The sequence below is a fragment of the Streptomyces sp. NBC_01264 genome, from assembly GCF_026340675.1.
In the GTDB taxonomy this organism is placed as follows: Bacteria; Actinomycetota; Actinomycetes; order Streptomycetales; family Streptomycetaceae; genus Streptomyces.
The window spans coordinates 3869597-3893248 of sequence record NZ_JAPEOX010000001.1 but is presented as its reverse complement, the minus strand read 5'-3'; the positions used below and the strand labels follow the sequence as shown (position 1 = coordinate 3893248).

The following is a 23652-nucleotide window of genomic DNA, read 5'->3' as shown; positions in this document are numbered from 1 at the left end:
AACCACTCATTCGTTCGCTCAGCGGACGCTCAAATCCGGATAACGATCAGGTCACCACGATGTGGTGACCTGATCTGTTTCAGGACCTTTGTCCTGATTTTTTTGCGCCCTGCGTCACACTTTCCTCCCTCCTGCACCGGTAAGCACGTGATAAATCTTCACGACCGCCGACGGGGCGCCACCCATGTCCCCCGGCCTGCTTGAACCGGCTGACCGCCGGCGTGCAACTCCATCCGTATCCGGGGGGATCGAGGACCCGATCCGCTGCCAGTCATGGCGCGGGTCGGCGTGGAGAAAGGCGCACCAAGACATGACCTCCGTACAGGTCGACGAGCAGCAGCACGACACAGGCGAGGGCGACGGCTACCACCGCGCACTCGGAGCCCGCCAGATCCAGATGATCGCGATCGGCGGCGCTATCGGCACCGGCCTCTTCCTGGGCGCCGGCAAGGCCATCTCCAAGGCCGGCCCCAGCCTGATCCTGGCCTACGCCATCGCGGGCCTGGTCATCTTCTTCATCATGCGGGCCCTGGGCGAACTCCTCATGTACCGCCCGGTGTCCGGCTCCTTCTCGGACTACGCCCGGGAATTCCTCGGCCCCTTCTGGGGGTACGTGACCGGCTGGACCTACTGGCTCTTCTGGGTGGTCACCGGCATCACCGAAGTCACCGCCGCGGCGCAGTACATGTCGTACTGGACCCATGACAGCTTCCCGCAATGGGCGTACGCGCTGATCTTCACCGTCATCCTCTACGGCGCCAACCTGATCTCCGTGAAGCTCTTCGGCGAGCTGGAGTTCTGGTTCTCCATGGTCAAGGTCACCGCCATCGTCGGCATGATCCTGATCTGCGCCGGCATCCTCACCGTCGGCTTCTCCGACGCCGCGGACACCGCCACCGTCTCCAACCTGTGGAACGACGGCGGCTTCTTCCCCAAGGGCCTCGGCGGCACGCTGATGACCCTGCAGATCGTGATGTTCGCCTTCCTCGCCGTCGAACTGGTCGGCGTCACCGCCGGCGAGTCCAAGGACCCCGAGAAGACCCTGCCCAAGGCCATCAACACCGTGCCCTGGCGCATCGCCGTCTTCTACGTCGGCGCGCTCATCATGATCCTGTCGGTCGTCCCGTGGCACGAGTTCCAGCCCGGCGTCAGCCCCTTCGTCGCCGCCTTCGAGAAGATGGGCCTCGGCGTCGGCGCCGCGATCGTCAACTTCGTCGTCCTGACCGCGGCCCTGTCCTCCTGCAACTCGGGCATGTACTCCACCGGCCGCATGCTGCGCGACCTCGCCCTCAACGGCCAGGGCCCGAAGTTCTTCACCAAGCTCACCAAGAGCGGCACCCCGCTGGTCGGCACCACCTTCTCGGCCGCGCTGATGCTGGTGGGCGTCTGGATCAACTACGTCGCCCCCGGCAAGGCCTTCAACTACACCGTCGCCTTCGCCACCATCTCCGGCATGTGGGCCTGGATCATGATCCTGGTCTGCCAGATCCGCTACCGGGCCGCCTCCGACCGCGGCGACCTCCCCAAGTCCCCGTTCCGCGCCCCCGGCGCCCCCTTCACGAGCTACTTCGCCCTGGCCTTCATCGGCATGGTCATCGTGATGATGGGCATCGACAAGGACGCCCGGGTCTCGCTCTACTGCGCCCCGCTGTGGGGCCTGCTGCTGGGCGTCTCCTACCAGGTGATGAAGTCCCGCGACCCGCGCGGCGCCGCCTTCACCAAGGCCTCGTAGCCACACCCAGGGCCTGGCAGGGCCTGACAGGGCCTCGTAAGGCCTCCGCGAACCGCGGGTCCCGGCCGCCTGTCACGGCCGGGAACCGCGCGGCATTCCGGGCACGATCCCTTGTCCGCAAGGTGCCGTGTCCACCATCCGGGCCCTCCCGTACCAGTCCTCGGTACGGGAGGGCCCGTCTGCTTATCCTGTCGCTCATGCTGACCATCACCCAGGACCTGTACGACCGCATCGTCGCGCACGCCCGCCAGGACCACCCCGACGAGGCCTGCGGCGTGGTGGCCGGCCCGGCCGGTACGGACCGCCCGGAGCGGTTCGTACCGATGCTGAACGCGGCCCGGTCGCCCACGTTCTACGAGTTCGACTCCAAGGACCTGCTCAAGCTCTACCGCGAGCTGGACGACCGGGACGAGGAGCCCGTCATCGTCTACCACTCGCACACCGCCACCGAGGCCTACCCCTCGCGCACGGACGTCACGTACGCGAACGAGCCCGGCGCGCACTACGTGCTGGTCTCCACGGCCGACAAGGACGCCCTCGGGGAGTTCCAGTTCCGGTCGTACCGGATCGTCGAAGGCGTGATCACCGAGGAAGAAGTGCAGGTCGTAGCGGCCTACTGAGACCGCGGCGGAGGGCTACTTCTCAGTATGCGAGAAACTTCCGTCCACGATGCGGAATCACACTCCAAACCAGGGGTCGGGAATCGTTAACATGACCGCATGGTTTCCCACGACGTGAGCATCGAGACGCCCGGCAGGCTGCTGCTTGTGGCGCGGCTGCACGTCGACCTGTGCCGCCTCGCCAGCGCCATCTGTACAGCCGCCTGAGCCCCGACGGCCCCCTCGCGGGGCCGCGCGCGCTCGTGCCCGCTCCGCTTCGCCCGCCTTCCCTTCACCATCCTGACTGGAGCCTGCCATGGCCATCGAGGTCCGCATCCCCACCATCCTCCGCACCTACACCAACGGCGAGAAGGCCGTCACGGGCGCGGGTGCGACGCTCTCCGAGCTGTTCTCCGACCTGGAGACCCGCCACAAGGGCATCCAGGAGCGCATCATCGACGAGGCCAAGGGCGGCGAGCTGCGCCGCTTCGTCAACGTCTACCTCAACGACGAGGACGTCCGCTTCCTCGACGGCATCTCCACCGCCCTCAAGGACGGCGACAACGTCACCATCCTCCCGGCCGTAGCCGGCGGATCGAAGTAATGCGCTACGACTCCCCCCTGGCCGCGGTCGGCAACACGCCGCTCGTGCGCCTGCCCCGGCTCTCGCCCTCGGACGACGTCCGCATCTGGGCGAAGCTGGAGGACCGCAACCCGACCGGCTCGATCAAGGACCGCCCCGCGCTCCACATGGTCGAGCAGGCCGAGAAGGACGGCCGGCTGTACCCCGGCTGCACGATCCTGGAGCCCACCTCGGGCAACACGGGCATCTCCCTCGCGATGGCCGCGAAGCTCAAGGGCTACAAGATCGTGTGCGTCATGCCCGAGAACACCTCTCAGGAGCGGCGCGACCTGCTGGCCATGTGGGGAGCCGAGATCATCCCGTCGCCGGCGGCGGGCGGCTCGAACACGGCCGTCCGCGTCGCGAAGGAACTGGCGGAGCAGAACCCCTCCTGGGTGATGCTCTACCAGTACGGCAACCCGGACAACGCGGGCGCCCACTACGCCACGACCGGCCCGGAGATCCTCGCGGACCTCCCCTCGATCACCCACTTCGTGGCGGGCCTGGGCACCACCGGAACCCTCATGGGCGTGGGCCGCTACCTGCGCGAACACGTCCCCGGCGTCAAGATCGTCGCGGCGGAACCGCGCTACGACGACCTTGTCTACGGGCTGCGCAACCTCGACGAGGGCTTCGTCCCGGAGCTCTACGACCCCACCGTCCTGACGACCCGCTTCTCGGTGGGCTCGGCGGACGCGGTCACCCGCACCCGCGAACTCCTCCAGCAGGAGGGCATCTTCGCGGGCGTCTCCACGGGCGCGGCCCTGCACGCGGCGATCGGCGTCGGGCGCAAGGCGGTGGCGGCGGGCGAGTCGGCCGACATCGTCTTCGTCGTGGCCGACGGCGGCTGGAAGTACCTGTCGACGGGCGTCTACACGGCGGCGACCACGGAGGAAGCCATCGAGGTCCTCCAGGGCCAACTCTGGGCATAGCCCCCGGGCGGCGAAGCCGACACGATCCGGCCCCGCCCCGCGCCGCCCCACCCTTCGCCCGTTCCCCGGGACCCCTCCAGCCCCGCCGGCGTTTGAGGCGCGGGTCCGGGCGGAGCCCGGGGAACGGTGGAAGGGCGGGTAGGGGACTTCGCCCCGCAGGGCCGGCCCACCCGCACCCGCCCAAGGGGCCGCACCGCGCGAGCGGCGCGTCAAGAACAGGCCGTCAACAGTGCGGCCAGCACCCCCGCGTGGCTCGCCCCCGGATCCTTGACGGCAGTCAGCAGCGTGACCGGCCCCGCCGCGGCAAGGGCTCGCAGCCGCCCCAGCTCCGCCCCGGCCGACTCCGAGCGAAGCTCCACCGCGTACCGCTCACGGAACTCCGCCACCGACCCGCCCCCGTGGAACCACTTCCGCAGCTCCCCCGACGGGGCAACCGCCTTCGCCCACTCGTCGACCCCCGCCGCCTCCTTCGACAGCCCCCGCGGCCACAGCCGGTCCACGAGCACCCGGACCCCGTCCAGCCCCGGCTCCGGGGGATCGTAGACCCGCTTCAGCCGGACGACTGGTGCCACCCGGGCCCCGGCCCCCCGAGTCCCTTCACCTCGTCCCACACCGCCGGATCCACCACCCCCAGCGGCCGCGCCCTCGCGAACTCCCATACCGACACCTCCACCACCCGGTCCGCCTCCAGGAACGCGCCCCGCGCCCCCACCACCCCCGGCGGCAGCGGGATCACCCCGGCGCGCCGGTCGTCGTACTTCCCGGTGATCCGCGCGATCCGCGCCCGGTGGCCCCGTACGCCCAGTACCAGGACGCGCCGCCCGTCCTCCAGGGACCACAGCTCACCGGCCACCGGCCGCGGCAGCGGTCCCGGTCCGTGCGGCGGCGCCGCGGCCCGCCGCGGCGACCGCGCCCGCCGGGGGAGGAGCACCAGCAGGATCACGACCACCACGGCAGCGACCGCCGGCCACCAGGACGTGTCCATACACCGACCGTAGTCCCGCCCGGCGGCCCCGGCGCGGCAGCGCACGGCAACCCGCGTCCGCCCTGTCGCTCCCCCGGGTGACAGCTCAGGTGATTCGCCCCACAACGGCCTGCCGCGGAGGAGCGACCGGACGTTTCGCGCCTTACGCTCGACCCACGCACGGCCCGCATTCCGTCCACGGACCGTCCACGGAGGTTCACGCTCCATGAAGCTCACCGTCGTCGGCTGTTCCGGGTCGTTCCCGTCCGCGGAATCGGCCTGCTCGAGCTACCTCGTCGAGGCCGACGGCTTCCGGCTGCTCCTCGACATGGGCAACGGCTCCCTCGGCGAGCTCCAGCGCCACATCGGGCTCTACGACCTCGACGCGATCTTCCTCAGCCACCTGCACGCCGATCACTGCATCGACATGTGCGCGTACTTCGTCGCCCGCTTCTACCGCCACGAGGGCGGCCGCTGCGGCACCATCCCCGTCTACGGCCCCGAGGGCACCGAGAAGCGGCTGACCACCGCCTACGAGGACGTCCCCGACGAGCGTTCCATGAGCGAGGTCTTCGACTTCCGGACCCTGAAGTCCGGCACCTTCGAGATCGGCCCGTTCCAGGTCCGCACCGAGAGGGTCTGCCACCCCGTCGAGTCCTACGGGATCCGCGTCGAGCACGGCGGCCGCGCGCTGACGTACTCCGGCGACACCGGGGTCTGCCCCGAGCTGGGCCTGCTCACCGAGGACACCGACCTGTTCCTGTGCGAGGCCTCCTTCACGCACGGCAAGGAGGACATCCCGGACCTCCACCTCAACGGCCGCGAGGCCGGGGAGTTCGCCCGCGCCGGCCGCGCCGGCCGGCTCGTCCTGACCCACATCCCGCCGTGGACGGACGCCGAACGCAACCTGGCCGATGCCCGCGCGGTCTACGACGGCCCGGTGGAGCTGGCGTACACGGGCGCGGTGTACGAGGTCTGAGGCCAGGCCCTCCGCACGGATACGCGAAAGCCCCCGCCCTCCCTTCCGGGAGAGCGGGGGCTTTCGCGTGGTGTGGGGCGGGAGACCTACTTGGCCTCGGCCTTCTCCATCTCGGCGAGCTCCTCGTCGGACTCGCGGCCCGGCGTCGGAAGGTTGAACTTGGTGATCGCGAAGCGGAAGCCGAAGTAGTAGACCGCCGCGAAGACCAGGCCGATCGGAAGGATCATCCAGGGGGACGTGGCCTTGTTCCAGCCGAGGCCCAGGTCGATCAGGCCGGCGGAGAAGGTGAAGCCCGCGTGGACCCCGAGCGCCCAGGTGACGGCCATGGACACGGCGGTCAGGACCGCGTGGATGGCGTACAGGACCGGCGCGATGAACAAGAAGGAGAACTCGATCGGCTCGGTGACACCCGTGACGAACGAGGTGAGGGCGAGCGAGACCATCATGCCGGTGACCGCCTTGCGGCGCTCCGGACGGGCGCTGTGGGCGATGGCCAGGGCGGCGGCCGGGAGGCCGAACATCATGATCGGGAAGAAGCCGGTCATGAACATGCCCGCGTCCGGGTCACCGGCGAAGAAGCGGGTGAGGTCACCGTGGACGACCGCGCCGGTGGCGTCGGTGAAGTCGCCGATCTGGAACCAGGCGACGGCGTTGACGAACTGGTGCATGCCGATCGGGATCAGGGCGCGGTTGATGAGGCCGAAGATGCCGGCACCGACCGAGCCGAGTCCGGTCATCCACTCGCCGAAGTTGGTGATGACCTCACCGATCGGCTCCCAGGCCAGGCCGAAGAAGACGCCGACGAGGACGCCGACGAAGGCCATGATGATCGGGACCAGGCGGCGGCCGTTGAAGAAGCCGAGCCAGTCCACCAGCTTCGTGCGGTGGAAGCGCTGCCACAGGACCGCGGCGAGCAGACCCATGATGATGCCGCCGAGGACACCGGGGTTGTTGTACGTCGCGGCGACGTCCACACCCTTGTTCTCGGTGGTGTTGATGACGGCCTCGGTCACCGGGAAGGCGGTGAGGACGTTCTTGTAGACCAGGAAGCCGACCAGGGCCGCGAGGGCGGTGGAGCCGTCCGCCTTCTTGGCGAAGCCGATGGCGACACCGATGCAGAAGAGCAGCGGCAGGTTGGCGAAGACGGCGTCACCGGCAGTGGCGAACACCGTGGCGACCTTGCCCCAGCCGAGGCCGTCCTTGCCGAAGACGTCGGGCTGGCCGAGGCGCAGCAGGATACCTGCGGCCGGCAGGACGGCGATCGGCAGCTGAAGGCTGCGGCCGACCTTCTGCAGACCCTGGATCAGGCCGGAGCCCCGCTTCTTGGCGGGAGCGGCGGTGGCCGTACTCATCAACTTCCTCCAGTGGACAAGACGCTGCCTGGGGACTTGGCAAAAGGGGGGATGGCGGCGTCTCAGGAAAGGGGAGGACCCCGGGCCGAAAGGCCTACGTGGTCTACACCACTCAGTGGTGTAGACCAGTTGTAGCACGGTGAGGTCCGCGTAAGGAACCCACCAATTCCGTGGTGGAAGACACACTGGGGCATACACGGCAAAGGCCTCCGGACCCTGTGGGTCCGGAGGCCTTCGTCTCGTATTTCTCTGTCCTGACCAGGACTTACGGCACCGCGGGACAGGCCGTTCGGTGACTCGCGGGAGGAGGCCGTCGGCGCGGCCGGGCGGGTACTTCGGTGCGGTTCGGGGGGTGCTTCGGACCCTGCGCCGCCCGCGGCTCGCACGGGCCGGAAGTCCCTGCGCGGCTCATGCCTTCGTGTTCTCCCCCTCCATCGCCGCGATGTCCTCGTCGGACTCCCGCCCGGGGGTCTTGATGTCCCACTTGGTGATCGCGAAGCGGAAGACGGCGTAGTAGACGACCGCGAAGCAGAGGCCGATCGGAATGATCATCCAGGGCTTGGTCGCCAGACCCCAGTTGATGGCGTAGTCGATCAGGCCCGCGGAGAAGGTGAAGCCGTCCTTCACCCCGAACGCCCAGGTCACCGCCATGGACACACCGGTCAGCACCGCGTGGACCGCGTACAGCGCCGGGGCCAGGAAGAGGAACGAGTACTCCAGCGGCTCGGTGATGCCGGTGACGAACGAGGTCAGGCCGACCGACAGCATCAGGCCGCCGACCTCCTTGCGCCGCTCAGGCTTCGCGCAGTGCGTGATGGCCAGCGCCGCCGCGGGCAGCGCGAACATCATGATCGGGAAGAAGCCGGTGAGGAACTGGCCGGCGTTCGGGTCGCCCGCCAGGAACATCGGGATGTCACCGTGGACCGTCTGCCCGTCCGGCTTGGTGTAGCTGCCGAACTGGAACCACACCGGCACGTTCAGGAACTGGTGCAGGCCGATCACCAGCAGCGCGCGGTTCGCGAGTCCGAAGATGCCGGCGCCCACCGACCCCAGACCCACCAGCCAGTCCGAGAAGCTCTCCAGTGCGTCGCCGATCGGCGGCCAGATCCACAGGCAGATCACGGCGAACGCGATCGCCACGAAGGTCATGATGATCGGGACCAGCCGGCGGCCGTTGAAGAAGCCGAGCCAGTCGACCAGCTTGACCCGGTGGTAGCGCATCCAGAACCAGGCGGCCAGCCAGCCCATCACGATGCCGCCGAACACCCCCGGGTTCTGGTAGGTGTACTCGCTGAAGGCGTCGCCCGCCCCCAGGCAGGCGCCCTGGATGTCCCTGGTCCCCTCCGGGCAGGACTTGGGAAAGGCGTGCAGCACGCCCCGGTAGACGAGGAACCCGACCACCGCCGCGAGGGCGGTGGAGCCGTCCGCCTTCTTGGCCAGGCCGATCGCGACGCCGATGCAGAAGAGCAGCGGCAGGCCGATGTCCGCGTTGAGCAGGGCGCCGCCGGCGGCCGCCATGACCTTGGCGACGTTCGTCCAGCCCAGGCCGTCCTTGCCGAACACGTCGTCCTGCCCGAACCGGTTCAGGATGCCCGCCGCCGGCAGCACGGCGATCGGCAGCTGGAGGCTCCGACCCATCTTCTGGAGCCCTTGGAACAAGCCGTTCCACCACTTCTGCTGTGGCACTGCTGCGGCGCTGCTCGCGCTCATCCGCGTCCTCCCTGACCGGCCCGTTTTTGGCAGTCGCGACACTTGCGGCACACTGGTGTAGACCACTTGTGTTGCTGTCGCATTTCACCCGCCCTGAGGGCAGGTTGGTGCTGATCATCATCATTCGGCAGATATAGGGCACGTGCCCTCGTAGCTGGGCCAATCGTGGGCTACCGTGACGAAGCGGACCGCCCTGGTTGGTCGGTCGGGCGACAGGCGTACACGCGCCGGCGCCGGATGTCAGTCGGACTCGTTCTTCGTAGAACTCAGGGAGAAACACATGGCCACCAAGGCTGAGAAGATCGTCGCCGGGCTCGGCGGCATCGAGAACATCGAAGAGGTCGAGGGCTGCATCACCCGCCTGCGCACCGAGGTCATCGACCCGAGCAAGGTCGACGAGGCCGCGCTGAAGGCCGCCGGCGCCCACGGCGTCGTCAAGATGGGCACCGCGATCCAGGTCGTCATCGGCACCGACGCCGACCCGATCGCCGCCGACATCGAAGACATGATGTGAGCTGAGCCCACCGGCTCGCACGCACACCCGTACACGCGCCCCCGCGCGCACCCGTACGTACGACAGGACCCCGACCGGACGCACCCGGACGGGGTCTTCTCGCAGCGACACGGGCCAGGGCCCGCACCGGCTAGGCTCGGTGCCATGTCTCGCATCGACGGCCGTACGCCCGAACAGCTCCGCCCGGTCACCATCGAACGCGGATGGAGCAAGCACGCAGAGGGCTCCGTCCTCGTCTCCTTCGGAGACACCAAGGTCTTCTGCACCGCCTCCTTCAGCGAAGGCGTCCCGCGCTGGCGCAAGGGCAGCGGCGAAGGCTGGGTCACCTCCGAGTACTCGATGCTGCCCCGCGCCACGAACACCCGCGGCGACCGCGAATCCGTACGCGGCAAGATCGGCGGGCGCACCCACGAGATCTCCCGCCTGATCGGCCGCTCGCTGCGCGCCGTCATCGACTACAAGGCCCTCGGCGAGAACACCATCGTCCTGGACTGCGACGTCCTCCAGGCCGACGGCGGCACCCGTACCGCGGCCATCACCGGCGCCTACGTGGCCCTGGCCGACGCCATCGCCTGGGGCCAGGGCAAGAAGCTCATCAAGGCCGGCCGCAAGCCCCTGACCGGCACCGTCGCCGCCGTCAGCGTCGGCATCGTCGACGGCGTCCCGCTCCTCGACCTCTGCTACGAGGAGGACGTGCGCGCGGAGACCGACATGAACGTGGTCTGCACCGGCGACGGCCGCTTCGTCGAGGTCCAGGGCACGGCCGAGGGCGAGCCCTTCGACCGCAAGGAACTCAACGCCCTCCTCGACCTGGCCGCGGGCGGCTGCGCCGACCTGGAAGCCCTCCAGCTCTCCGCCCTGGAGCTCACGCTCTAGCGCAGGCTGCGGCAACCGCGCGGCCCGTCCGCGCGTCTCTCGGGGTACGGGTGCACGGCGTCGAAGCCGTGCGCCCGTCCACGTACCCGCACGTTCGCACGCACACCATCCTCCTGGGGGCCGAAGTGAAGCCGAAGTACCGCCTGGCAGCCGTCGCCCTGACGGCAGCGCTCGCCATACCCGCGATCACCTCCTGCGACGCGATCTCCACCGCGATGGACTGCGCGAGCACGGCGGTCGCGATCACGGACGGCGCCAACGACCTCCAGCAGGCGGTCTCGCAGGCCGGCAACAGCCCGCAGGACGCGCAGAACGCGCTCAACGCGATCGAGGCCAACCTGAAGAAGGTCGGCGACCAGACGGACAACGCCGACCTGAGCAAGGCCATCTCCTCGATGAACACGGCCGTCCAGAACGTCCGCACCTCCATCGAGAGCGGCACCACGACCCCCGACGTCACCCCGGTCGCGGACGCGGCCAAGGAGATCTCGAAGGTCTGCACCCCGGGCTGAGCCCGCGTCCCGGAGGCCGGCGGGCGGCCCGGATAATGGCTGCATGACCTCCACGCAGCCCAGCCGCCTGATCCTCGCCACGCGCAACGCGGGCAAGGTCACGGAGCTCCACGACATCCTGTCCGCCGCCGGCCTGCCGCTCGAGCTGGTCGGCGCGGACGCGTACCCGGAGATCCCGGACGCCAAGGAGACCGGCGTCACCTTCGCCGAGAACGCCCTCCTCAAGGCGCACGCCCTGGCCCAGGCCACCGGCCTGCCGGCCGTCGCGGACGACTCGGGCCTTTGCGTGGACGTCCTCAACGGCGCCCCGGGCATCTTCTCGGCCCGCTGGGCCGGCGCCCACGGCGACGACGCCGCGAACCTCGCGCTCCTCCTGGCCCAACTCGGTGACATCGACTCCCCCCACCGCGGAGCCCACTTCTTCTGCGCGGCCGCCCTCGCCCTCCCCGACGGCACGGAACGCGTGGTCGAGGGCCGCCTCCTGGGCACCCTGCGCCACACCCCGGCGGGCACGGGCGGCTTCGGCTACGACCCGATCCTCCAGCCCCTCGGCGAGTCCCGAACCTGCGCGGAACTCACGGCGGCGGAAAAGAACGCCATCTCCCACCGAGGCCAGGCCTTCCGAGCCCTGGTCCCGGCGGTGCGGGAGCTGTTGGGCTGACGCGCCCCGGACAACGCCGAAGGCCCCCTACGCGGCTGCGCAGGGGGGCCTTCGTGTACGTGCGGTCGGAGGGACTCGAACCCTCAAGGGATTTCTCCCACAACTACCTAAAAGTTGCGTGTAGGCCAATTCCACCACGACCGCGACTAACCGGTCAATTCGGACATCGGGCTTGGCCGGCTGCGGCTAGTGTACGACTGCCCGGCTCTGGCGGGCGACACCATTGCGACCGCGGCCCCCGCGGCACCAGGTGTCGGTCAGCGCATGGCAGTTGGGGCGCAGGTAGCGGAGGTTTACGCGCCGGTTGTCGCGCCAGTCCCCGTTGATGTGGTCGATGTGGAGCGTGATCGGACGCCCTAGCCATTCGCCGGGGTTCCCGCAGGTCGCGCAGGTGCATGGAACTCCGACCTCCTGGAGTGCGCGGTGGAGGCGGGGTCGGTTCAGCCGGGCGGACCCCTCTGGGAGGACCTTGAGGGTGTCGGGTGTGACGGCTCTCGGTGTCACCGCTGCGCCGGATGCCCAGGGGCGCCGCTTGTTCCTCGGCAATGGTCAGCCGGGAGTTGCGGAAGTGTGTGGTGTCGATGCCGTAGGTCCGGAGCATTCTCCCGAGAGCGGATCGGGACCGGCTGTCGTCGGCCATGCCCAGTGCGCGAGCCGTACCGCGGATGCTGTCGGCGCAGGCTGCTGCTTCGGAGAGCTCGGTTGAGGTGAACGGCGGTTCGGTCACCTCGCGCCGCATGCCTGTGAAGTGGCTCGTGTCGATGCCCGCTGCCGTCATGCGCCGGACGATGTGCGACAGGGCTCCGGTGGCAGGGCGTATGCCGAGCTTGAGGGCCACCTCGCGCGGCGTGCCGGATGACTCGGCGGCCGCCGCTATCGCCTCGTCCGGGTACTTGCGCCACGGGCTGCGCTTCGTGAAGTGGCTGCTGTCGATCCCGAAGAGGGCGACTTTCTGCTGGAGCGTGCGCCGCCGCCCGCCGCTCTCCTTGAGGTGGAGTCGCCGCATGAGGTCGGCCCAGTCCTTGGAGTCGGCGACGGCAGCGGTCAGTGTGCCTCGGTCGTACGGGTCGGCCATGGTCCCCTCCGTGTCGGCCGCGCGTGCGGCCCTCGTACGGAGTAACGGACCGATAGTCGGACGGTTACGGCTGGATTCGTCCGGCAAGCAGAGCGGCCCGCACCGGGTGGGTGCGGGCCGGTCCGGGAGGAGGGGGCGGGGTCAGATGCCCAGGTCCTTGATGATCTTGGCTACGTGGCCCGTGGCCTTGACGTTGTAGAGGGCGCGTTCGACCTTGCCCTCCTCGTCGACGATCACCGTGGAGCGGATGACCCCGGTGACGGTCTTGCCGTACAGCTTCTTCTCGCCGAACGCCCCGTACGCCGTCAGGACCTCCTTCGAGGGGTCGCCGACCAGGGTGACCTTCAGGTGTTCCTGCTCGCGGAACTTCGCCAGCTTCTCCGGCTTGTCGGGCGAGACGCCGATGACGTCGTAGTCGGCCGTGGCCAGGACCGCCAGGTTGTCCGTGAAGTCGCAGGCCTGCTTCGTGCAGCCCGGCGTCAGCGCGGCCGGGTAGAAGTAGACGATGACCTTGCGGCCCTTGTGGTCGGCGAGCGAGATCGCGTTGCCGTCCGCGTCGGGCAGGGTGAAGGCGGGGGCGATGTCGCCCGGCTCAAGTCGCTCGCTCATGCTCAACAGTCTCCTCAAGAGGGGATCGGTACGGTGTCGAGACTAAGCTGCTGACTGACTGTTCATGGTGGGCTACGCCCGCCATGGGACCGACCACGACGACGGAGGCAGCGCGGTGCCGGAAGCCAGGACCCCCGCACAGATCGAGGCGGACATCGTCCGCCGCCGCGAGCAGCTCGCCGAGGCGCTCGACGAGATCGGGGTGCGCCTGCACCCCAAGACGATCGTCGGGGACGCCAAGGCGAAGGTGGTCAGCAACGTCGACCACGTCGTCGGCCGCGCGGTGGCGACGGTGAACCGTCTCGTCACCGACGCCCGCGACGGACTGCGCCACGACGACGGCGCCCCGCGCGTCGAGCGGATCGTGCCCGTGGCGCTGCTGGCGGCCGGTGTCGTGGGGCTGCTGGTGCTGTCGGCGCGACGCAAGCGCTGATGACCCGGCGGGGTGCGGGGTGGGTGCGGGCGGGTAGGTTCGGGGCGTGAGCGAGAACACCACCACCCACGACAAGCTGCCCATCCGCATGCTGCACGACCGCGTGCTCGTGAAATCCGATTCGCCGGAGGGGGAGCGCCGCTCGGGCGGCGGCATCCTGATCCCGGCGACGGCCGCCGTGGGCAAGCGGCTGGCCTGGGCCGAGGTGGTCGCGGTCGGGCAGAACGTACGGACGGTCGAGCCGGGGGACCGGGTGCTGTACGACCCCGAGGAGCGGGCCGAGGTCGAGGTGCGCGGGGCGACGTACCTGCTGATGCGGGAGCGGGACCTGCACGCCGTGGCCGCAGAGCGGCTGGAGGGGTCGGAGGACTCCACGGGGCTTTATCTCTAGATCCTGAGTGCGGGAAGGGCCGGTGACCATCGTCACCGGCCCTTTTCGTTCGGTTTTGCTACGGTGGTGGGGAACCCCCGACGAGACGCGCCGTACCGGGTGGCTGTCGCGCTGTTGCCGATGGCTGCATGACAAGACGACGCACCCCGTTCCGCTCTCGTCCCGGAGGTGTCCGTCATGGCCTGGGTTCTGCTTCTTCTCGCCGGTCTGCTCGAAGTCGGCTGGTCGATCGGCATGAAGTTCACCGAGGGGTTCACGCGGCTGTGGCCGAGCGTGTTCACGGGTGCCGGCATCGTGGCGAGCATGGTGCTGTTGTCGTACGCCGCCAAGACCCTGCCGATCGGTACCGCGTACGGCGTCTGGGTCGGTATCGGCGCTGCCGGCGCGGCGGTGCTCGGTATGGCGGTGCTGGGGGAGCCCGTCACCGCCGCCCGGATCTTCTTCATCTGTCTGCTGCTGGTCGCCGTCGTGGGGCTGAAGGCGACCTCCGGTCACTGATTTCGGCCGGTGGTGGTTCATGTCACAGGGATCCCCGGCCGGGGCGGGGGGACGGGGGGCGCGGGCCTCCCGGACCGCTCTGCCGGGGGCCGGCGGACATGCCGGAACCAGCGCCCGGCGAAGGTCGGTGCGCGGGCCCGTTCAGGGCTCCGGCACGCGTGGGCGCTACAGGTCAGACCCCCGTGGGGCGGCGAGGGTTGTAGGTGCGGACGGGAATTTTTCCGGGGGCGCGGCACCGCGGAAAACCCGGCGGGGGACGGGCCGGACGTGTGAGAGGGTTTGGCACCGCGGCGGTGATCAACAGGGCCGCGGTTTCATTCTCAGGGGGATACACATGGCTTTCGGTAAGCGTTCCGCCGTTCTGCGCGGCGTCGTCGTCGGTACGGCAGTCGCGCTCGCGGCTGCCGTCGCGGGCGGTACGGCGTTCGCCAACGGCGGTTCGGCCGACGCTGCGGCCGCGAAGGCCGCCGCCTCGCAGCGCGGCGCGCACCAGGCCGGGCAGCCGACGGCGCGGGCACTCGCCTCGGTCGAGACGCCGACCTTTCCGCTGTACGGGGTCAACAAGAAGAACTTCTCGCTGGACCTGTTCGGCCCGAACGGGACGGGTGGTTTCCAGGCCCCGTACAACGTCGACCTGGACTACTCGTACCTCACCGATTTCATTGACGTGGACAACGACAAGGACGGGTTCGGCGAGGCCTTCTGGGCCGTGCACAAGGACGGCAAGGTCCGCTACCTCTGGGAGGACGCCCAGGGCCAGATCCAGTCGAAGCAGGTCGGGACCGGGTACCAGATCTACGGTTCGACGATGCTGTCCCCGGGCAACCTCGGCGGCGGCACGTCGGCCGATCTGCTGGGTGTCGACAAGGCGGGCGTGCTCTACGAGTACCTGGCCTACCCGGACGGCCGGGTCACCTCGCGGATCAAGATCGGCGCCGGCTGGGGCCAGTACACCCAGATCGCCGGGCAGGGCGACCTGACCGGTGACGGCAAGGCCGACATCGTGGCGCGGGACGGCTCCGGGGTGCTGTGGCTCTACAAGGGCACCGGCAACTACGCGGCCCCGTTCGCGCCGCGCACGAAGATCGGTGCCGGATGGAACACCTACAACCGGCTGGTGTCGGTGGGTGACCTGACGGGCGACGGCAAGACCGACCTGGTCGCGCGGAAGTCCAACGGGGACCTCTACCGCTACTCGGGGACCGGCAGCGCTGCCGCCCCGTTCGCGAAGCCGGTGAAGATCGGCAGCGGTTACCAGGTCTACAACCTGCTGTGACCGGTCCGTAGGACATGACGGTGGCCGCCCCCGAGGAAGGGGGCGGCCACCGTCATGTCAGGGGCCCTGCGGCGTCCCGGGCCGCCGGCCGAGCGGAGGCTCTACTCCAGTAGGTCCGCCGGTGGGCGCAGGCCCTCGGTGGCGCCGCCCTGGGGGCCCGTGGTGGTGCCGTCCGTGGCGCCGTTCGTGGTGCCGCCGTCGGTCTGGCCTCCGGTGGTCTCGCCGCCGGTGGTCTGACCCCCGTTGGTCTGGCCTCTGGTGGTCTGACCCCCGTTCGTCTGACCCCCGTTGGTCTGGCCTCCCGTGGTCCGGCCTCCGTTCGTCTGGCCCCCGTTCGTCTGTCCGCCCGTCGACGGGCTCCGGGTCGGGCGGCCCGGCCGGCCCGAGGGGCGGTCGCCCGGGGTGTCCTCCTCGGACCGGCTCGGGGCCGGATCCACGGGCGGGGGCGGCGGGGGTCGGTTGGCGCCCGGCATGAGCTCCAGGTCGAAGTCCACGGGGTCGCTGTCCGCCAGGGCCGTCTTCGTGTACTGGGCCCAGATCCGGGCCGGGTAGCCGCCGCCCCCGATGCGGGCCTCGCCCAGGGCCCCGTAGAGGGGTTCCAGGGCGCCGGTGTCCGGGTCCTGGCCCATCATCGAGACGACCGTGACCAGGTCCGGGGTGTACGCCGCGAACCAGGCCGAGCGGTCCTGCTCGGCGGTGCCCGTCTTGCCCGCGGCCGGGTGGCCGGCGGCCAGGGCGGCCGTGCCGGTGCCGTTGTCCACGACGCTGACCAGCATGGACGTGGTGGTGTCGGCGGCTTCGCGGCTGACGGCCTGGGCCTTGTCGCGGGACGGGAGCGGGATGGTGTCCCCGGCCTTGGTGATCTTCTCGACGAAGGTGTACGGAGTGCGCTGGCCGTGGTCGGCGAGGGTCGCGTAGGCCTGGGTCATGTCCAGGACGCTGGCCTGCATGGTGCCCAGGGCCATGGCCGGTACCGGGGCGAAGTTCGGGGTGCTCTCGGGGATGCCGAGGGCGATGGCGGTCTGCTTGACCTTGTCGGTGCCGACGTCGACGACCATCTGGGCGAAGACGCTGTTCACGGAGAGGTCGGTGGCGGAGGTGACGGTGATGTTGCCGTAGCTGACCTGCCCCTCGTTCTCGGGGTCGAAGGGGATGCGGCTGCCGACGACGGGCCGCCTGTTGTCGCCGTTGTAGATCGTGTACGGGGTGATCGTGCGGCCGTCCTGCGTGCGGGAGTCGTTCTGCACGGCGGAGGCGAAGACGAACGGCTTGAAGGTGGAGGCGACCTGGTAGTCGTGCCGGGTGGCGTTGTTGACGAACTGCTTGGTGTAGTCGATGCCGCCGTACATGGCGACGACCTTGCCGTTGTCCGGGTCGATGGAGACGGCCCCGGTGCGTACGACGCGGTCCGCCTTGCGCTTGCCGGGGTCGAGCTTGCTGACCATCTTGTCGTTGACGGCGTCGACCATGGCGGTCTGACGGGTCTTGTCGATGGTCGTGCTGATGCGGTAGCCGCCCTCGGCGAAGGTCTTGTCGTCGAGGATCTTGTTCTCGACGATGTACTCCTTGATGGCTTCGACGAGGTAGCCGCGCTGTCCGGAGAGGCCGGCGGCCGGGCGGACCTTGCCGGGTTCGGGGAACTGGGTGGCGGCGCGTTCGGCGGGCGTCATCCAGCCCTTCTTGACCATGCCGTCGAGCACGTAGTTCCAGCGGGCGAGGGCGCGGCCGCGGCCCTGGGGGTGGGCGACGACGTCGAAGGCGCTGGGGGAGTTGAGGAGGGTGGCGAGGTAGGCGCCCTCGGCGGTGGTGAGCTTGCCGACGTCCTTGCCGTAGTAGGCCTGGGCGGCTGCCTGGATGCCGTAGGCGTTGCGGCCGAAGTAGCTGGTGTTCAGGTACCCCTCGAGGATGTAGTTCTTCGACTTCTCGCGACCGAGTTTGATCGCGATGAAGAACTCCTTCACCTTCCGCTTGATCGTTTGCTCCTGGCCCAGGTAGTAGTTCTTGACGTACTGCTGGGTGATGGTCGATCCGGACTGGGTGCCCTTGCCGGTCGCGGTGTTCCAGGCGGCGCGCAGCATCGCCGCGGGGTCCACCGCCCGTTCGGAGTGGAAGTCGCGGTCCTCGGCGGCCAGTACGGCCTCCTGGACGGTCAGGGGGACCTGGGAGAGCGGCACGTTGACGCGGTTGACCTCGCCGTCGCGGGCGAGCTGGGTGCCGTCGGTGTACAGATAGACGTTGGACTGCGCCGTGGCGGCCGCGTTGGCGGGCGGGATGTGGACCAGCAGGTAGCCGGCCACGAGGGCGCCGCCGATGAGCAGGGCGAGCAGGAGGCAGGCGCCCAGGACCATGCGCCAGGTCGGGAGGAGCCGGCGCCAGCCGGTGCGCTTGCGCTTGGCCTTCTTCGCCGCCTTCGCCCGCTGCTTCTCCGCCCTCTTGGCCTCCTTGGCGTTCTTGGGCGGCGCCGGCGGCCCGGACGGCGGGGGCGCGGCGGAGCCCGGAGCGGGCTGTCCGTCGGGGGTGTCGGGATCGCGAGGCGTCCAGCCGGGCGGGGGTGACGGGTCGCTCATCTCCGGGACTCCTCGGCGCCGTACGAAATATCCACATCTGTACCTCATGCTGTCTACCCGATGGCCGTCGCTTCCGCTCCGGACGGGCGTAATTCGTTCGCGTGGATCGCCCCTCCGCACTAAGCTCGCGCGCTTTGGCCGACGTAGGAACGACGCAGCAACGACCTGGGAAACGGAGGGGATGAGGTGCGCCAGCCGGTAGTGGGACGAGCCGGGCTCTACGGGGCGGTCGCGGCAGGGGGCTTTCGCAGGTACGCCACCTACGGGACGGCCACCGCGGCCGGGGTGTTCACCAACACCGTGTTCGGTTTCATCCTCGCCTACACGTACATCGCGCTCTGGGACGAGCGGCCGGGGCTCGGCGGCTACGACCAGTCCGAGGCCCTGACGTTCATGTGGGTCAGTCAGGCCCTGCTCGCCGCCGGGGCGCTGATCGGCGGCGGCTTCCAGGAGGAGTTCCAAGAACGCGTCCGTACGGGTGACATCGCCGTCGACCTGTACCGTCCGGCCGATCTCCAGGCCTGGTGGCTCGCGGGTGATCTGGGTCGGGCGGGGTTTCAGCTGCTGGGCCGTGGCGTAGTACCGCTGGTGATCGGCGGGCTCGCCTTCCAGCTGGCGCTGCCGACGGCTCCGCTGCGCTGGCTGCTCTTCCTGGTCTCGGTGCTTCTGGGGCTCGTGGTGAGCTTCGCGCTGCGCTACCTGCTGGGGCTGGCGGCCTTCTGGCTGATGGACGGGGCCGGGATCAACATGATGGCCACGGTCGTCTCCATCTTCTTCTCCGGGATGCTGCTGCCGCTGACCGTGTTCCCGGGCGGCTTCGGGGAGTTCGTCCGCGTCCTGCCCTGGGCGGCGATGCTCCAGGTGCCGGTGGACGTACTGCTCGGCGGGAGTGGCGCGGGTGGCGGGGCCGCGCGTACGGCGGGGGCGCTGGGGTTCCAGGCCGCGTGGGCGGTGGCTCTGCTCGGGCTGGGCCGGCTGGTGCAGTCGGCCGCGACGCGGAAGGTGGTGGTCCAGGGTGGCTGAGCGGGTGGCGGAGGACGGGGCGGTCGCGGCGGGCGGGGCGAGTGCGGAGGGCGGGGCGAAGGCGGGCGGGGCCGGGCCGAGGGCGCCGGCCGAACGGCCCGCGGGGCACGGACTCCTCGTCCCGCGGCGCAGCCGGGTGCTGGAAGGGCTGCGCGGCTACGGGCTGATCGCCGCGATGTGGATCCGGTCGACGATGACGTACCGCACCTCCTTCCTCCTCTCCACCTTCGGCAACGCGGCCATCACCCTCCTCGACTTCGTCGCGATCATGATCATGTTCTCGCACGTGGACGAGCTGGGCGGCTTCACGCTGCCCGAGATCGCCCTGCTGTACGGGTCCTGCTCGGCCTCCCTGGGCCTGGCCGACCTGCTGCTCGGCAACACCGACCGGATCGGCACCCGGATCCGCGACGGCTCCCTCGACACCATGCTGGTGCGCCCGGTCCCGGTGCTCGCCCAAGTCGCCGCGGACCGCTTCGCGCTGCGCCGGCTGGGGCGGATCGGGCAGGGGATCGCGGTGCTGGGGTGGGCGGTCTCGGAGCTGGACCAGTTGCACTGGACGGTCGGGAAGGCGCTGATGGTGCCGGTGATGATCACCGCCGGGGCGGCGATCTTCGGCGCGGTGATGGTGGGCGGCGCGGCCTTCCAGTTCATCGCCGGGGACGCCGCGGAGGTGCAGAACAGCTTCACCTACGGCGGCTGCACCATGCTCCAGTACCCGCCGACCGTCTTCGCGAAGGACCTGCTGCGCGGGGTCACCTTCATCGTGCCGCTCGCCTTCGTCAACTGGCTGCCCGCGCTGTACGTGCTGGGCCGGCCCGATCCGCTGGGGCTGCCGGGGTGGGTGGCGTTCGCGAGCCCGCTGGTGGCCTTCGTGGTGTTCCTCCCCGCGTCGCTGGCCTGGCGCGCGGGGGTCCGTTCGTACCGCAGTACGGGGAGCTAGTCGTGTCGGATGCGCTGATTTCACTGCACGAGGTCGAGAAGGTCTTCGACGTACGGCGCCGGGTGGGTCTGGTGCGCCGGGAGAAGCGGCAGGTCAGGGCCGTGGACGGGATCGGCTTCGAGGTGGCCCGGGGCGAGATGGTCGGCTACATCGGGCCCAACGGCGCCGGCAAGTCGACCACCATCAAGATGCTGACCGGCATCCTCACCCCGAGCGGCGGCCGGCTGCGGGTCGCCGGCATCGACCCGGCGCGGGAGCGGATGCGCCTCGCGCACCGGATCGGCGTGGTGTTCGGGCAGCGCACCACGCTGTGGTGGGACCTTCCGCTGAAGGACTCGTACGCGCTGATGCGCAGGATGTACCGGATCCCGCCGGCGCGGTTCGCCGAGAACCTGGAGCGCTGCGTGGACCGGCTCGACCTCGCCGAGCTGCTCGACGTACCCGTACGGCAGCTGTCGCTGGGGCAGCGGATGCGCGGGGACATCGCGGCGGCGCTGCTGCACGATCCCGACGTGCTCTACCTGGACGAGCCGACGATCGGGCTGGACGTGGTGAGCAAGGCGAGCGTACGGGCCTTCCTGCGGCAGCTGAACGAGGAACTCGGCACCACGGTGCTGCTGACCACCCACGACCTCCAGGACATCGAGCAGCTGTGCGAACGGGTGATGGTGATCGACCACGGGCGGTTGGTGTACGACGGCTCGCTGGGCGGACTGCACACGGCGGGCGGTGAGGACGGCGCGGCGGTGAGCGAGCGGACGCTGGTGGTGGACCTGGAGCGGGAGCTCCCGCCGATCGAGGTGGCGGGGGCGCGCGTGGTGAAGGTGGAGGGCGCGCGGCAGTGGCTGGCGTTCCCGGCGCGCGCCTCGGCGGCTCCGCTGGTGGCGGCGGTGGCGGCGGAGTATCCGCTGCTGGACCTGTCGGTGCGGGAGCCGGACATCGAGGACGTGATCGCGCGGATGTACGCGGGGCGGGGGTAGGGCGGGGCGGGGTTAGCGGGTGCGATGAGGTACGGGGCGGGGCCGGGTTAAATCAGGGACAACCCTGAGCCGGAGCGGGGTTCGGGCCGTACCGCTCTCCGGGGTGACTGCATAGGCTGGTCCGTATGAGTGATGAGCGGCCGGAGAAGCCGTTGCCCGAGAAGCCGCTGTCGCTGTCGCCGTCGCTGCCCGAGCTGAGGGCCTCCGACGCCGACCGGGAGCGGGTGGTGGACCGGCTGCGGGACGCCGTCGCCGAGGGCCGGCTCGACATGGACGAGTTCGAGGAGCGGCTGGACGCGGCCTACCGGTCCCGTACGTACGCGGAGCTCGAACCGCTGACGCGGGACCTGCCCGCGCCCGGCGCGACGGCCCCGATCGCGGCCGCCCCGGTGGGCCCGGTCGGGCTGACGAAGGCGGCGCCGGCGGGATCGGAGGCCGCCTGGCCGGCCCGGATCGTGGGCGGACGAGGGCCTGCGGGCGGCCCGGCCATGGCCGTGGCGGTCATGTCGGGCTTCCAGCGCAAGGGCAACTGGACCGTGCCCGCGCGGTTCCACGCGGTGGCGTTCTGGGGCGGCGGTGAGATCGACCTGCGCGAGGCCAACTTCGCGGAGCGGGAGGTGGTGATCAACTGCGTCGCCATCATGGGCGGCATCCAGATCATCGTGCCGCCGGGCACCGAGGTCGACGTACGCGGCATCGGTGTGATGGGCGGCTTCGACCAGCGCGACAGCCCCGGCCCGGTCGAGCCGGGGGCTCCGCGGGTGGTCGTGACGGGCCTCGCCTTCTGGGGCGGGGTCGAGGTGAAGGTGAAAGCGCCGAAGCAGCGGGCGGTCACGAAGTCGAAGCCGCGCAAGGAGCTGTAGGGCGGGGCGGGCGGGGAGGTCCACAGACGGGGGACCAGTACGGCGCGCCGGGAACTCCCCGGGCGCCCCGGGAGTCGGATGCTATGCGGACGAAACCGTCGCCCGGGGGAAGGCAGGAGCACGTGGAGCAGGGCAGCACGACGGCTACGGAGGAGGCCGCGGCTTCGTCGCCTTCGTCGGCGAAGCCGTCGAACTCGTCGAACTCGTCGAACGGGGTCACGGCACGCGGCGGGTTCGTGTTCAGCGAGGCCGACGAGGAGCGTCGGCGCGGCGTCCGCCGGATGAAGCGGACCGCCACCGGCCTGCTGGTCCTGGTCGCGTTGATCTACGTAGCGGCGAAGTGGGCGGAGCACACGGGCGCGGGCGGCTGGGCCGGGTACGTCGCGGCCGGGGCCGAGGCGGGCATGGTCGGCGCGCTCGCGGACTGGTTCGCCGTCACCGCGCTCTTCCGGCGGCCGCTCGGGCTGCCCATCCCGCACACCGCGATCATCCCGACGAAGAAGGACCAGCTCGGGGTCTCGCTCGGGGAGTTCGTCGGGGAGAACTTCCTCTCCGCCGACGTCGTGCGTACGAGACTGCACGCGCTGGGCATCGGCGGCCGGCTCGGCGCCTGGCTGGCCGAGCCCGCGCACGCCGACCGGGTCACGGCGGAGCTGGCCACGGCCCTGCGCGGGGCGCTGACCGTCCTGCGGGACTCCGACGTGCAGGCCGTCGTGGGTGAGGCGATCACGCGGCGGGCGGAGACGGCGGAGATCGCGCCGGGGATCGGCAAGGCGCTGGAGAAGGTCGTCGCGGACGGCGGGCACCGCCGGGTCGTGGACCTGGTGTGCGCGCGGGCGTACGACTGGCTGGTCACCCACGCCGAGTCGGTCGAGGCGGCGGTGCAGGGCGGGGCGCCGGGCTGGACCCCGAGGTTCGTGGACCGGAAGATCGGCGACCGCGTCTACAAGGAACTGCTCCGCTTCGTCCAGGAGATGCGGGACATGCCGGAGCACCCGGCGCGCGGGGCGGTGGACCGTTTCCTCGCGGACTTCGCGGCGGACCTCCAGTCGGACACAGAGACGCGGGCGCGGGTGGAGCGCCTGAAGTCGGAGATCCTGCAGCGGGAGGAGATCCAGGACGTGATCGCCTCCACCTGGACGGCGGTCCGCTCGATGATCATCTCGGCGGCGGAGGACGAACGCAGTGCGCTGCGCCTGCGGGTCCGTTCCTCACTGATGTCCCTGGGCGCCCGACTGGCCACGGACGGCCGCCTCCAGGACAAGGTGGAGGGCTGGATCGAGGGCGCGGTGGTGTACGTGGTCACCACCTACCGTACGGAGATCACCTCGCTGATCACGGACACGGTGGCGGGCTGGGACGCGGAGCACACCTCGCGCAAGATCGAGGCCCACATCGGACGCGACCTCCAGTTCATCCGCATCAACGGCACGGTGGTCGGAGCCTTGGCGGGCCTGCTGATCTACACGGTGTCACGGGCCTTCGGGGCGTAGAGGGCGGGTTCCGGTGCTGGCACTGGCACTGAAACTCGTACCGGTACC

The 23652-nt window shown here is 70.1% G+C and carries 25 protein-coding genes, 1 tRNA gene and 1 riboswitch; of the genes, 19 read left to right on the top strand and 7 right to left on the bottom strand.

Translation table 11 applies throughout. From position 1 onward, the window contains the following. Positions 1-310 precede the first annotated feature (310 nt). The 5 genes from OG435_RS17990 to OG435_RS17975 all read left to right on the top strand — a co-directional run bounded on the left by OG435_RS17990 (position 311) and on the right by OG435_RS17975 (position 3885). The gene (locus tag OG435_RS17990) at positions 311-1732 is read left to right on the top strand and encodes an amino acid permease (protein WP_266877887.1); all 1422 of its coding nucleotides are present in this window, start codon (positions 311-313) and stop codon (positions 1730-1732) included. A 197-nt stretch (positions 1733-1929) separates the two neighbouring features. After that, positions 1930-2352, top strand: coding sequence for a M67 family metallopeptidase (locus tag OG435_RS17985; protein ID WP_266877885.1), 423 nt, complete (start codon positions 1930-1932; stop codon positions 2350-2352). A gap of 99 nt (positions 2353-2451) precedes the next feature. Then, on the top strand, positions 2452-2559 hold the full coding sequence (locus OG435_RS50130; protein WP_323182362.1) for a putative leader peptide: 108 nt from the start codon (positions 2452-2454) through the stop codon (positions 2557-2559). An 88-nt stretch (positions 2560-2647) separates the two neighbouring features. After that, on the top strand, positions 2648-2935 hold the full coding sequence (locus tag OG435_RS17980) for a MoaD/ThiS family protein (protein ID WP_254383264.1): 288 nt from the start codon (positions 2648-2650) through the stop codon (positions 2933-2935). After that, a complete protein-coding gene (locus OG435_RS17975; protein ID WP_266877882.1) occupies positions 2935-3885 on the top strand; it encodes a PLP-dependent cysteine synthase family protein in 951 nt (316 codons plus the stop codon). Before OG435_RS17980 ends, OG435_RS17975 begins: the two co-directional genes overlap by 1 nt. 209 nt (positions 3886-4094) lie before the next feature. Here OG435_RS17975 and OG435_RS17970 read toward each other — a convergent pair whose 3' ends face one another. Both OG435_RS17970 and OG435_RS17965 read right to left on the bottom strand, forming a co-directional pair. Next, on the bottom strand, positions 4095-4457 hold the full coding sequence (locus OG435_RS17970) for a DUF488 domain-containing protein (protein WP_266877880.1): 363 nt from the start codon (positions 4455-4457) through the stop codon (positions 4095-4097). After that, positions 4436-4870, bottom strand: coding sequence for a hypothetical protein (locus OG435_RS17965; RefSeq protein WP_266877878.1), 435 nt, complete (start codon positions 4868-4870; stop codon positions 4436-4438). Before OG435_RS17965 ends, OG435_RS17970 begins: the two co-directional genes overlap by 22 nt. 205 nt (positions 4871-5075) lie before the next feature. Here OG435_RS17965 and OG435_RS17960 point away from each other — a divergent pair, with 205 nt between their 5' ends. Next, the gene (locus OG435_RS17960; protein WP_266877876.1) at positions 5076-5828 is read left to right on the top strand and encodes an MBL fold metallo-hydrolase; all 753 of its coding nucleotides are present in this window, start codon (positions 5076-5078) and stop codon (positions 5826-5828) included. A gap of 86 nt (positions 5829-5914) precedes the next feature. Here the strand turns inward: OG435_RS17960 and OG435_RS17955 are convergent, their stop codons facing one another. Both OG435_RS17955 and OG435_RS17950 read right to left on the bottom strand, forming a co-directional pair. Next, positions 5915-7180, bottom strand: a complete 1266-nt coding sequence (locus tag OG435_RS17955) for a PTS transporter subunit EIIC (RefSeq protein WP_266877874.1) — start codon at positions 7178-7180, stop codon at positions 5915-5917. A 408-nt stretch (positions 7181-7588) separates the two neighbouring features. Then, complete coding sequence (locus OG435_RS17950) at positions 7589-8890, bottom strand: PTS transporter subunit EIIC (RefSeq protein WP_266877873.1); 1302 nt, start codon at positions 8888-8890, stop codon at positions 7589-7591. 175 nt (positions 8891-9065) lie between these two features. Here OG435_RS17950 and OG435_RS17945 point away from each other — a divergent pair, with 175 nt between their 5' ends. The 4 genes from OG435_RS17945 (at position 9066) to rdgB (ending at position 11453) form a co-directional block, all read left to right on the top strand. Beyond that, complete coding sequence (locus OG435_RS17945; protein ID WP_323187841.1) at positions 9066-9404, top strand: PTS glucose/sucrose transporter subunit IIB; 339 nt, start codon at positions 9066-9068, stop codon at positions 9402-9404. Between the two features lie 144 nt (positions 9405-9548). Next, positions 9549-10280, top strand: coding sequence for a ribonuclease PH (gene rph, locus OG435_RS17940; protein ID WP_266877871.1), 732 nt, complete (start codon positions 9549-9551; stop codon positions 10278-10280). Between the two features lie 68 nt (positions 10281-10348). Continuing rightward, a complete protein-coding gene (locus OG435_RS17935; protein ID WP_323187840.1) occupies positions 10349-10792 on the top strand; it encodes a hypothetical protein in 444 nt (147 codons plus the stop codon). 43 nt (positions 10793-10835) lie between these two features. Continuing rightward, complete coding sequence (rdgB, locus tag OG435_RS17930) at positions 10836-11453, top strand: RdgB/HAM1 family non-canonical purine NTP pyrophosphatase (RefSeq protein WP_266877869.1); 618 nt, start codon at positions 10836-10838, stop codon at positions 11451-11453. Positions 11454-11513: 60 nt separating this feature from the next. Here the strand turns inward: rdgB and OG435_RS17925 are convergent. Together OG435_RS17925 and bcp are read right to left on the bottom strand one after the other, a co-directional pair. Next, positions 11514-11597: transfer RNA gene (locus tag OG435_RS17925), tRNA-Leu, on the bottom strand. 1072 nt (positions 11598-12669) lie between these two features. Continuing rightward, a complete protein-coding gene (gene bcp / locus OG435_RS17920; RefSeq protein ID WP_266877867.1) occupies positions 12670-13137 on the bottom strand; it encodes a thioredoxin-dependent thiol peroxidase in 468 nt (155 codons plus the stop codon). Positions 13138-13201: 64 nt separating this feature from the next. Here bcp and OG435_RS17915 point away from each other — a divergent pair, with 64 nt between their 5' ends. The 4 genes from OG435_RS17915 (at position 13202) to OG435_RS17900 (ending at position 15735) form a co-directional block, all read left to right on the top strand. Beyond that, complete coding sequence (locus OG435_RS17915; RefSeq protein WP_266877865.1) at positions 13202-13570, top strand: DUF3618 domain-containing protein; 369 nt, start codon at positions 13202-13204, stop codon at positions 13568-13570. 46 nt (positions 13571-13616) lie between these two features. Beyond that, the gene (locus tag OG435_RS17910) at positions 13617-13961 is read left to right on the top strand and encodes a GroES family chaperonin (RefSeq protein WP_243337241.1); all 345 of its coding nucleotides are present in this window, start codon (positions 13617-13619) and stop codon (positions 13959-13961) included. 52 nt (positions 13962-14013) lie between these two features. Further along, positions 14014-14107: riboswitch (guanidine-III (ykkC-III) riboswitch) on the top strand. Between the two features lie 31 nt (positions 14108-14138). Then, positions 14139-14459 carry a DMT family transporter gene (locus OG435_RS17905; RefSeq protein WP_030026576.1) on the top strand — a complete coding sequence of 107 codons (321 nt, stop codon included), beginning with the start codon at positions 14139-14141 and terminating at the stop codon, positions 14457-14459. Between the two features lie 334 nt (positions 14460-14793). Continuing rightward, positions 14794-15735, top strand: a complete 942-nt coding sequence (locus OG435_RS17900; protein WP_266877861.1) for an FG-GAP repeat domain-containing protein — start codon at positions 14794-14796, stop codon at positions 15733-15735. 101 nt (positions 15736-15836) lie between these two features. Here OG435_RS17900 and OG435_RS17895 read toward each other — a convergent pair whose 3' ends face one another. Further along, on the bottom strand, positions 15837-18302 hold the full coding sequence (locus tag OG435_RS17895; RefSeq protein WP_430625647.1) for a transglycosylase domain-containing protein: 2466 nt from the start codon (positions 18300-18302) through the stop codon (positions 15837-15839). 186 nt (positions 18303-18488) lie between these two features. Between OG435_RS17895 and OG435_RS17890 the strand changes: the two genes are divergently transcribed. The 5 genes from OG435_RS17890 to OG435_RS17870 all read left to right on the top strand — a co-directional run bounded on the left by OG435_RS17890 (position 18489) and on the right by OG435_RS17870 (position 23604). Beyond that, the gene (locus OG435_RS17890; RefSeq protein ID WP_266877860.1) at positions 18489-19325 is read left to right on the top strand and encodes an ABC transporter permease; all 837 of its coding nucleotides are present in this window, start codon (positions 18489-18491) and stop codon (positions 19323-19325) included. Beyond that, a complete protein-coding gene (locus OG435_RS17885) occupies positions 19318-20268 on the top strand; it encodes an ABC transporter permease (RefSeq protein WP_430625646.1) in 951 nt (316 codons plus the stop codon). The genes OG435_RS17890 and OG435_RS17885 overlap by 8 nt, the downstream gene beginning before the upstream one ends. A 2-nt stretch (positions 20269-20270) precedes the next feature. Continuing rightward, on the top strand, positions 20271-21248 hold the full coding sequence (locus tag OG435_RS17880; RefSeq protein WP_266877859.1) for an ABC transporter ATP-binding protein: 978 nt from the start codon (positions 20271-20273) through the stop codon (positions 21246-21248). A 125-nt stretch (positions 21249-21373) separates the two neighbouring features. After that, entirely contained in the window at positions 21374-22111 is a 738-nt protein-coding gene (locus OG435_RS17875; RefSeq protein WP_266877858.1) for a DUF1707 SHOCT-like domain-containing protein, read from the top strand. A gap of 122 nt (positions 22112-22233) precedes the next feature. Beyond that, positions 22234-23604: a DUF445 domain-containing protein gene (locus OG435_RS17870; protein WP_430625645.1), complete on the top strand. Its 1371-nt coding sequence runs from the start codon at positions 22234-22236 to the stop codon at positions 23602-23604. The last annotated feature ends 48 nt before the right edge of the window (positions 23605-23652 follow it).

Excerpts from the sequence above, each read along its gene's own strand:
- OG435_RS17980 (WP_254383264.1), top strand. The coding sequence starts at position 2,648 with ATGGCCATCGAGGTCCGCATCCCCACCATCCTCCGCACCTACACCAAC.
- OG435_RS17915 (WP_266877865.1), top strand. The coding sequence starts at position 13,202 with ATGGTGGGCTACGCCCGCCATGGGACCGACCACGACGACGGAGGCAGC.
- rdgB (WP_266877869.1), top strand. The coding sequence starts at position 10,836 with ATGACCTCCACGCAGCCCAGCCGCCTGATCCTCGCCACGCGCAACGCG.
- rph (WP_266877871.1), top strand. The coding sequence starts at position 9,549 with ATGTCTCGCATCGACGGCCGTACGCCCGAACAGCTCCGCCCGGTCACC.
- OG435_RS17985 (WP_266877885.1), top strand. The coding sequence starts at position 1,930 with ATGCTGACCATCACCCAGGACCTGTACGACCGCATCGTCGCGCACGCC.
- OG435_RS17950 (WP_266877873.1), bottom strand. The coding sequence starts at position 8,890 with ATGAGCGCGAGCAGCGCCGCAGCAGTGCCACAGCAGAAGTGGTGGAAC.
- bcp (WP_266877867.1), bottom strand. The coding sequence starts at position 13,137 with ATGAGCGAGCGACTTGAGCCGGGCGACATCGCCCCCGCCTTCACCCTG.
- OG435_RS17900 (WP_266877861.1), top strand. The coding sequence starts at position 14,794 with ATGGCTTTCGGTAAGCGTTCCGCCGTTCTGCGCGGCGTCGTCGTCGGT.
- OG435_RS17965 (WP_266877878.1), bottom strand. The coding sequence starts at position 4,870 with ATGGACACGTCCTGGTGGCCGGCGGTCGCTGCCGTGGTGGTCGTGATC.
- OG435_RS17905 (WP_030026576.1), top strand. The coding sequence starts at position 14,139 with ATGGCCTGGGTTCTGCTTCTTCTCGCCGGTCTGCTCGAAGTCGGCTGG.
- OG435_RS17960 (WP_266877876.1), top strand. The coding sequence starts at position 5,076 with ATGAAGCTCACCGTCGTCGGCTGTTCCGGGTCGTTCCCGTCCGCGGAA.
- OG435_RS17955 (WP_266877874.1), bottom strand. The coding sequence starts at position 7,180 with ATGAGTACGGCCACCGCCGCTCCCGCCAAGAAGCGGGGCTCCGGCCTG.
- OG435_RS17975 (WP_266877882.1), top strand. The coding sequence starts at position 2,935 with ATGCGCTACGACTCCCCCCTGGCCGCGGTCGGCAACACGCCGCTCGTG.
- OG435_RS17895 (WP_430625647.1), bottom strand. The coding sequence starts at position 18,302 with ATGAGCGACCCGTCACCCCCGCCCGGCTGGACGCCTCGCGATCCCGAC.
- OG435_RS17990 (WP_266877887.1), top strand. The coding sequence starts at position 311 with ATGACCTCCGTACAGGTCGACGAGCAGCAGCACGACACAGGCGAGGGC.
- OG435_RS17875 (WP_266877858.1), top strand. The coding sequence starts at position 21,374 with ATGAGTGATGAGCGGCCGGAGAAGCCGTTGCCCGAGAAGCCGCTGTCG.
- OG435_RS50130 (WP_323182362.1), top strand. The coding sequence starts at position 2,452 with ATGGTTTCCCACGACGTGAGCATCGAGACGCCCGGCAGGCTGCTGCTT.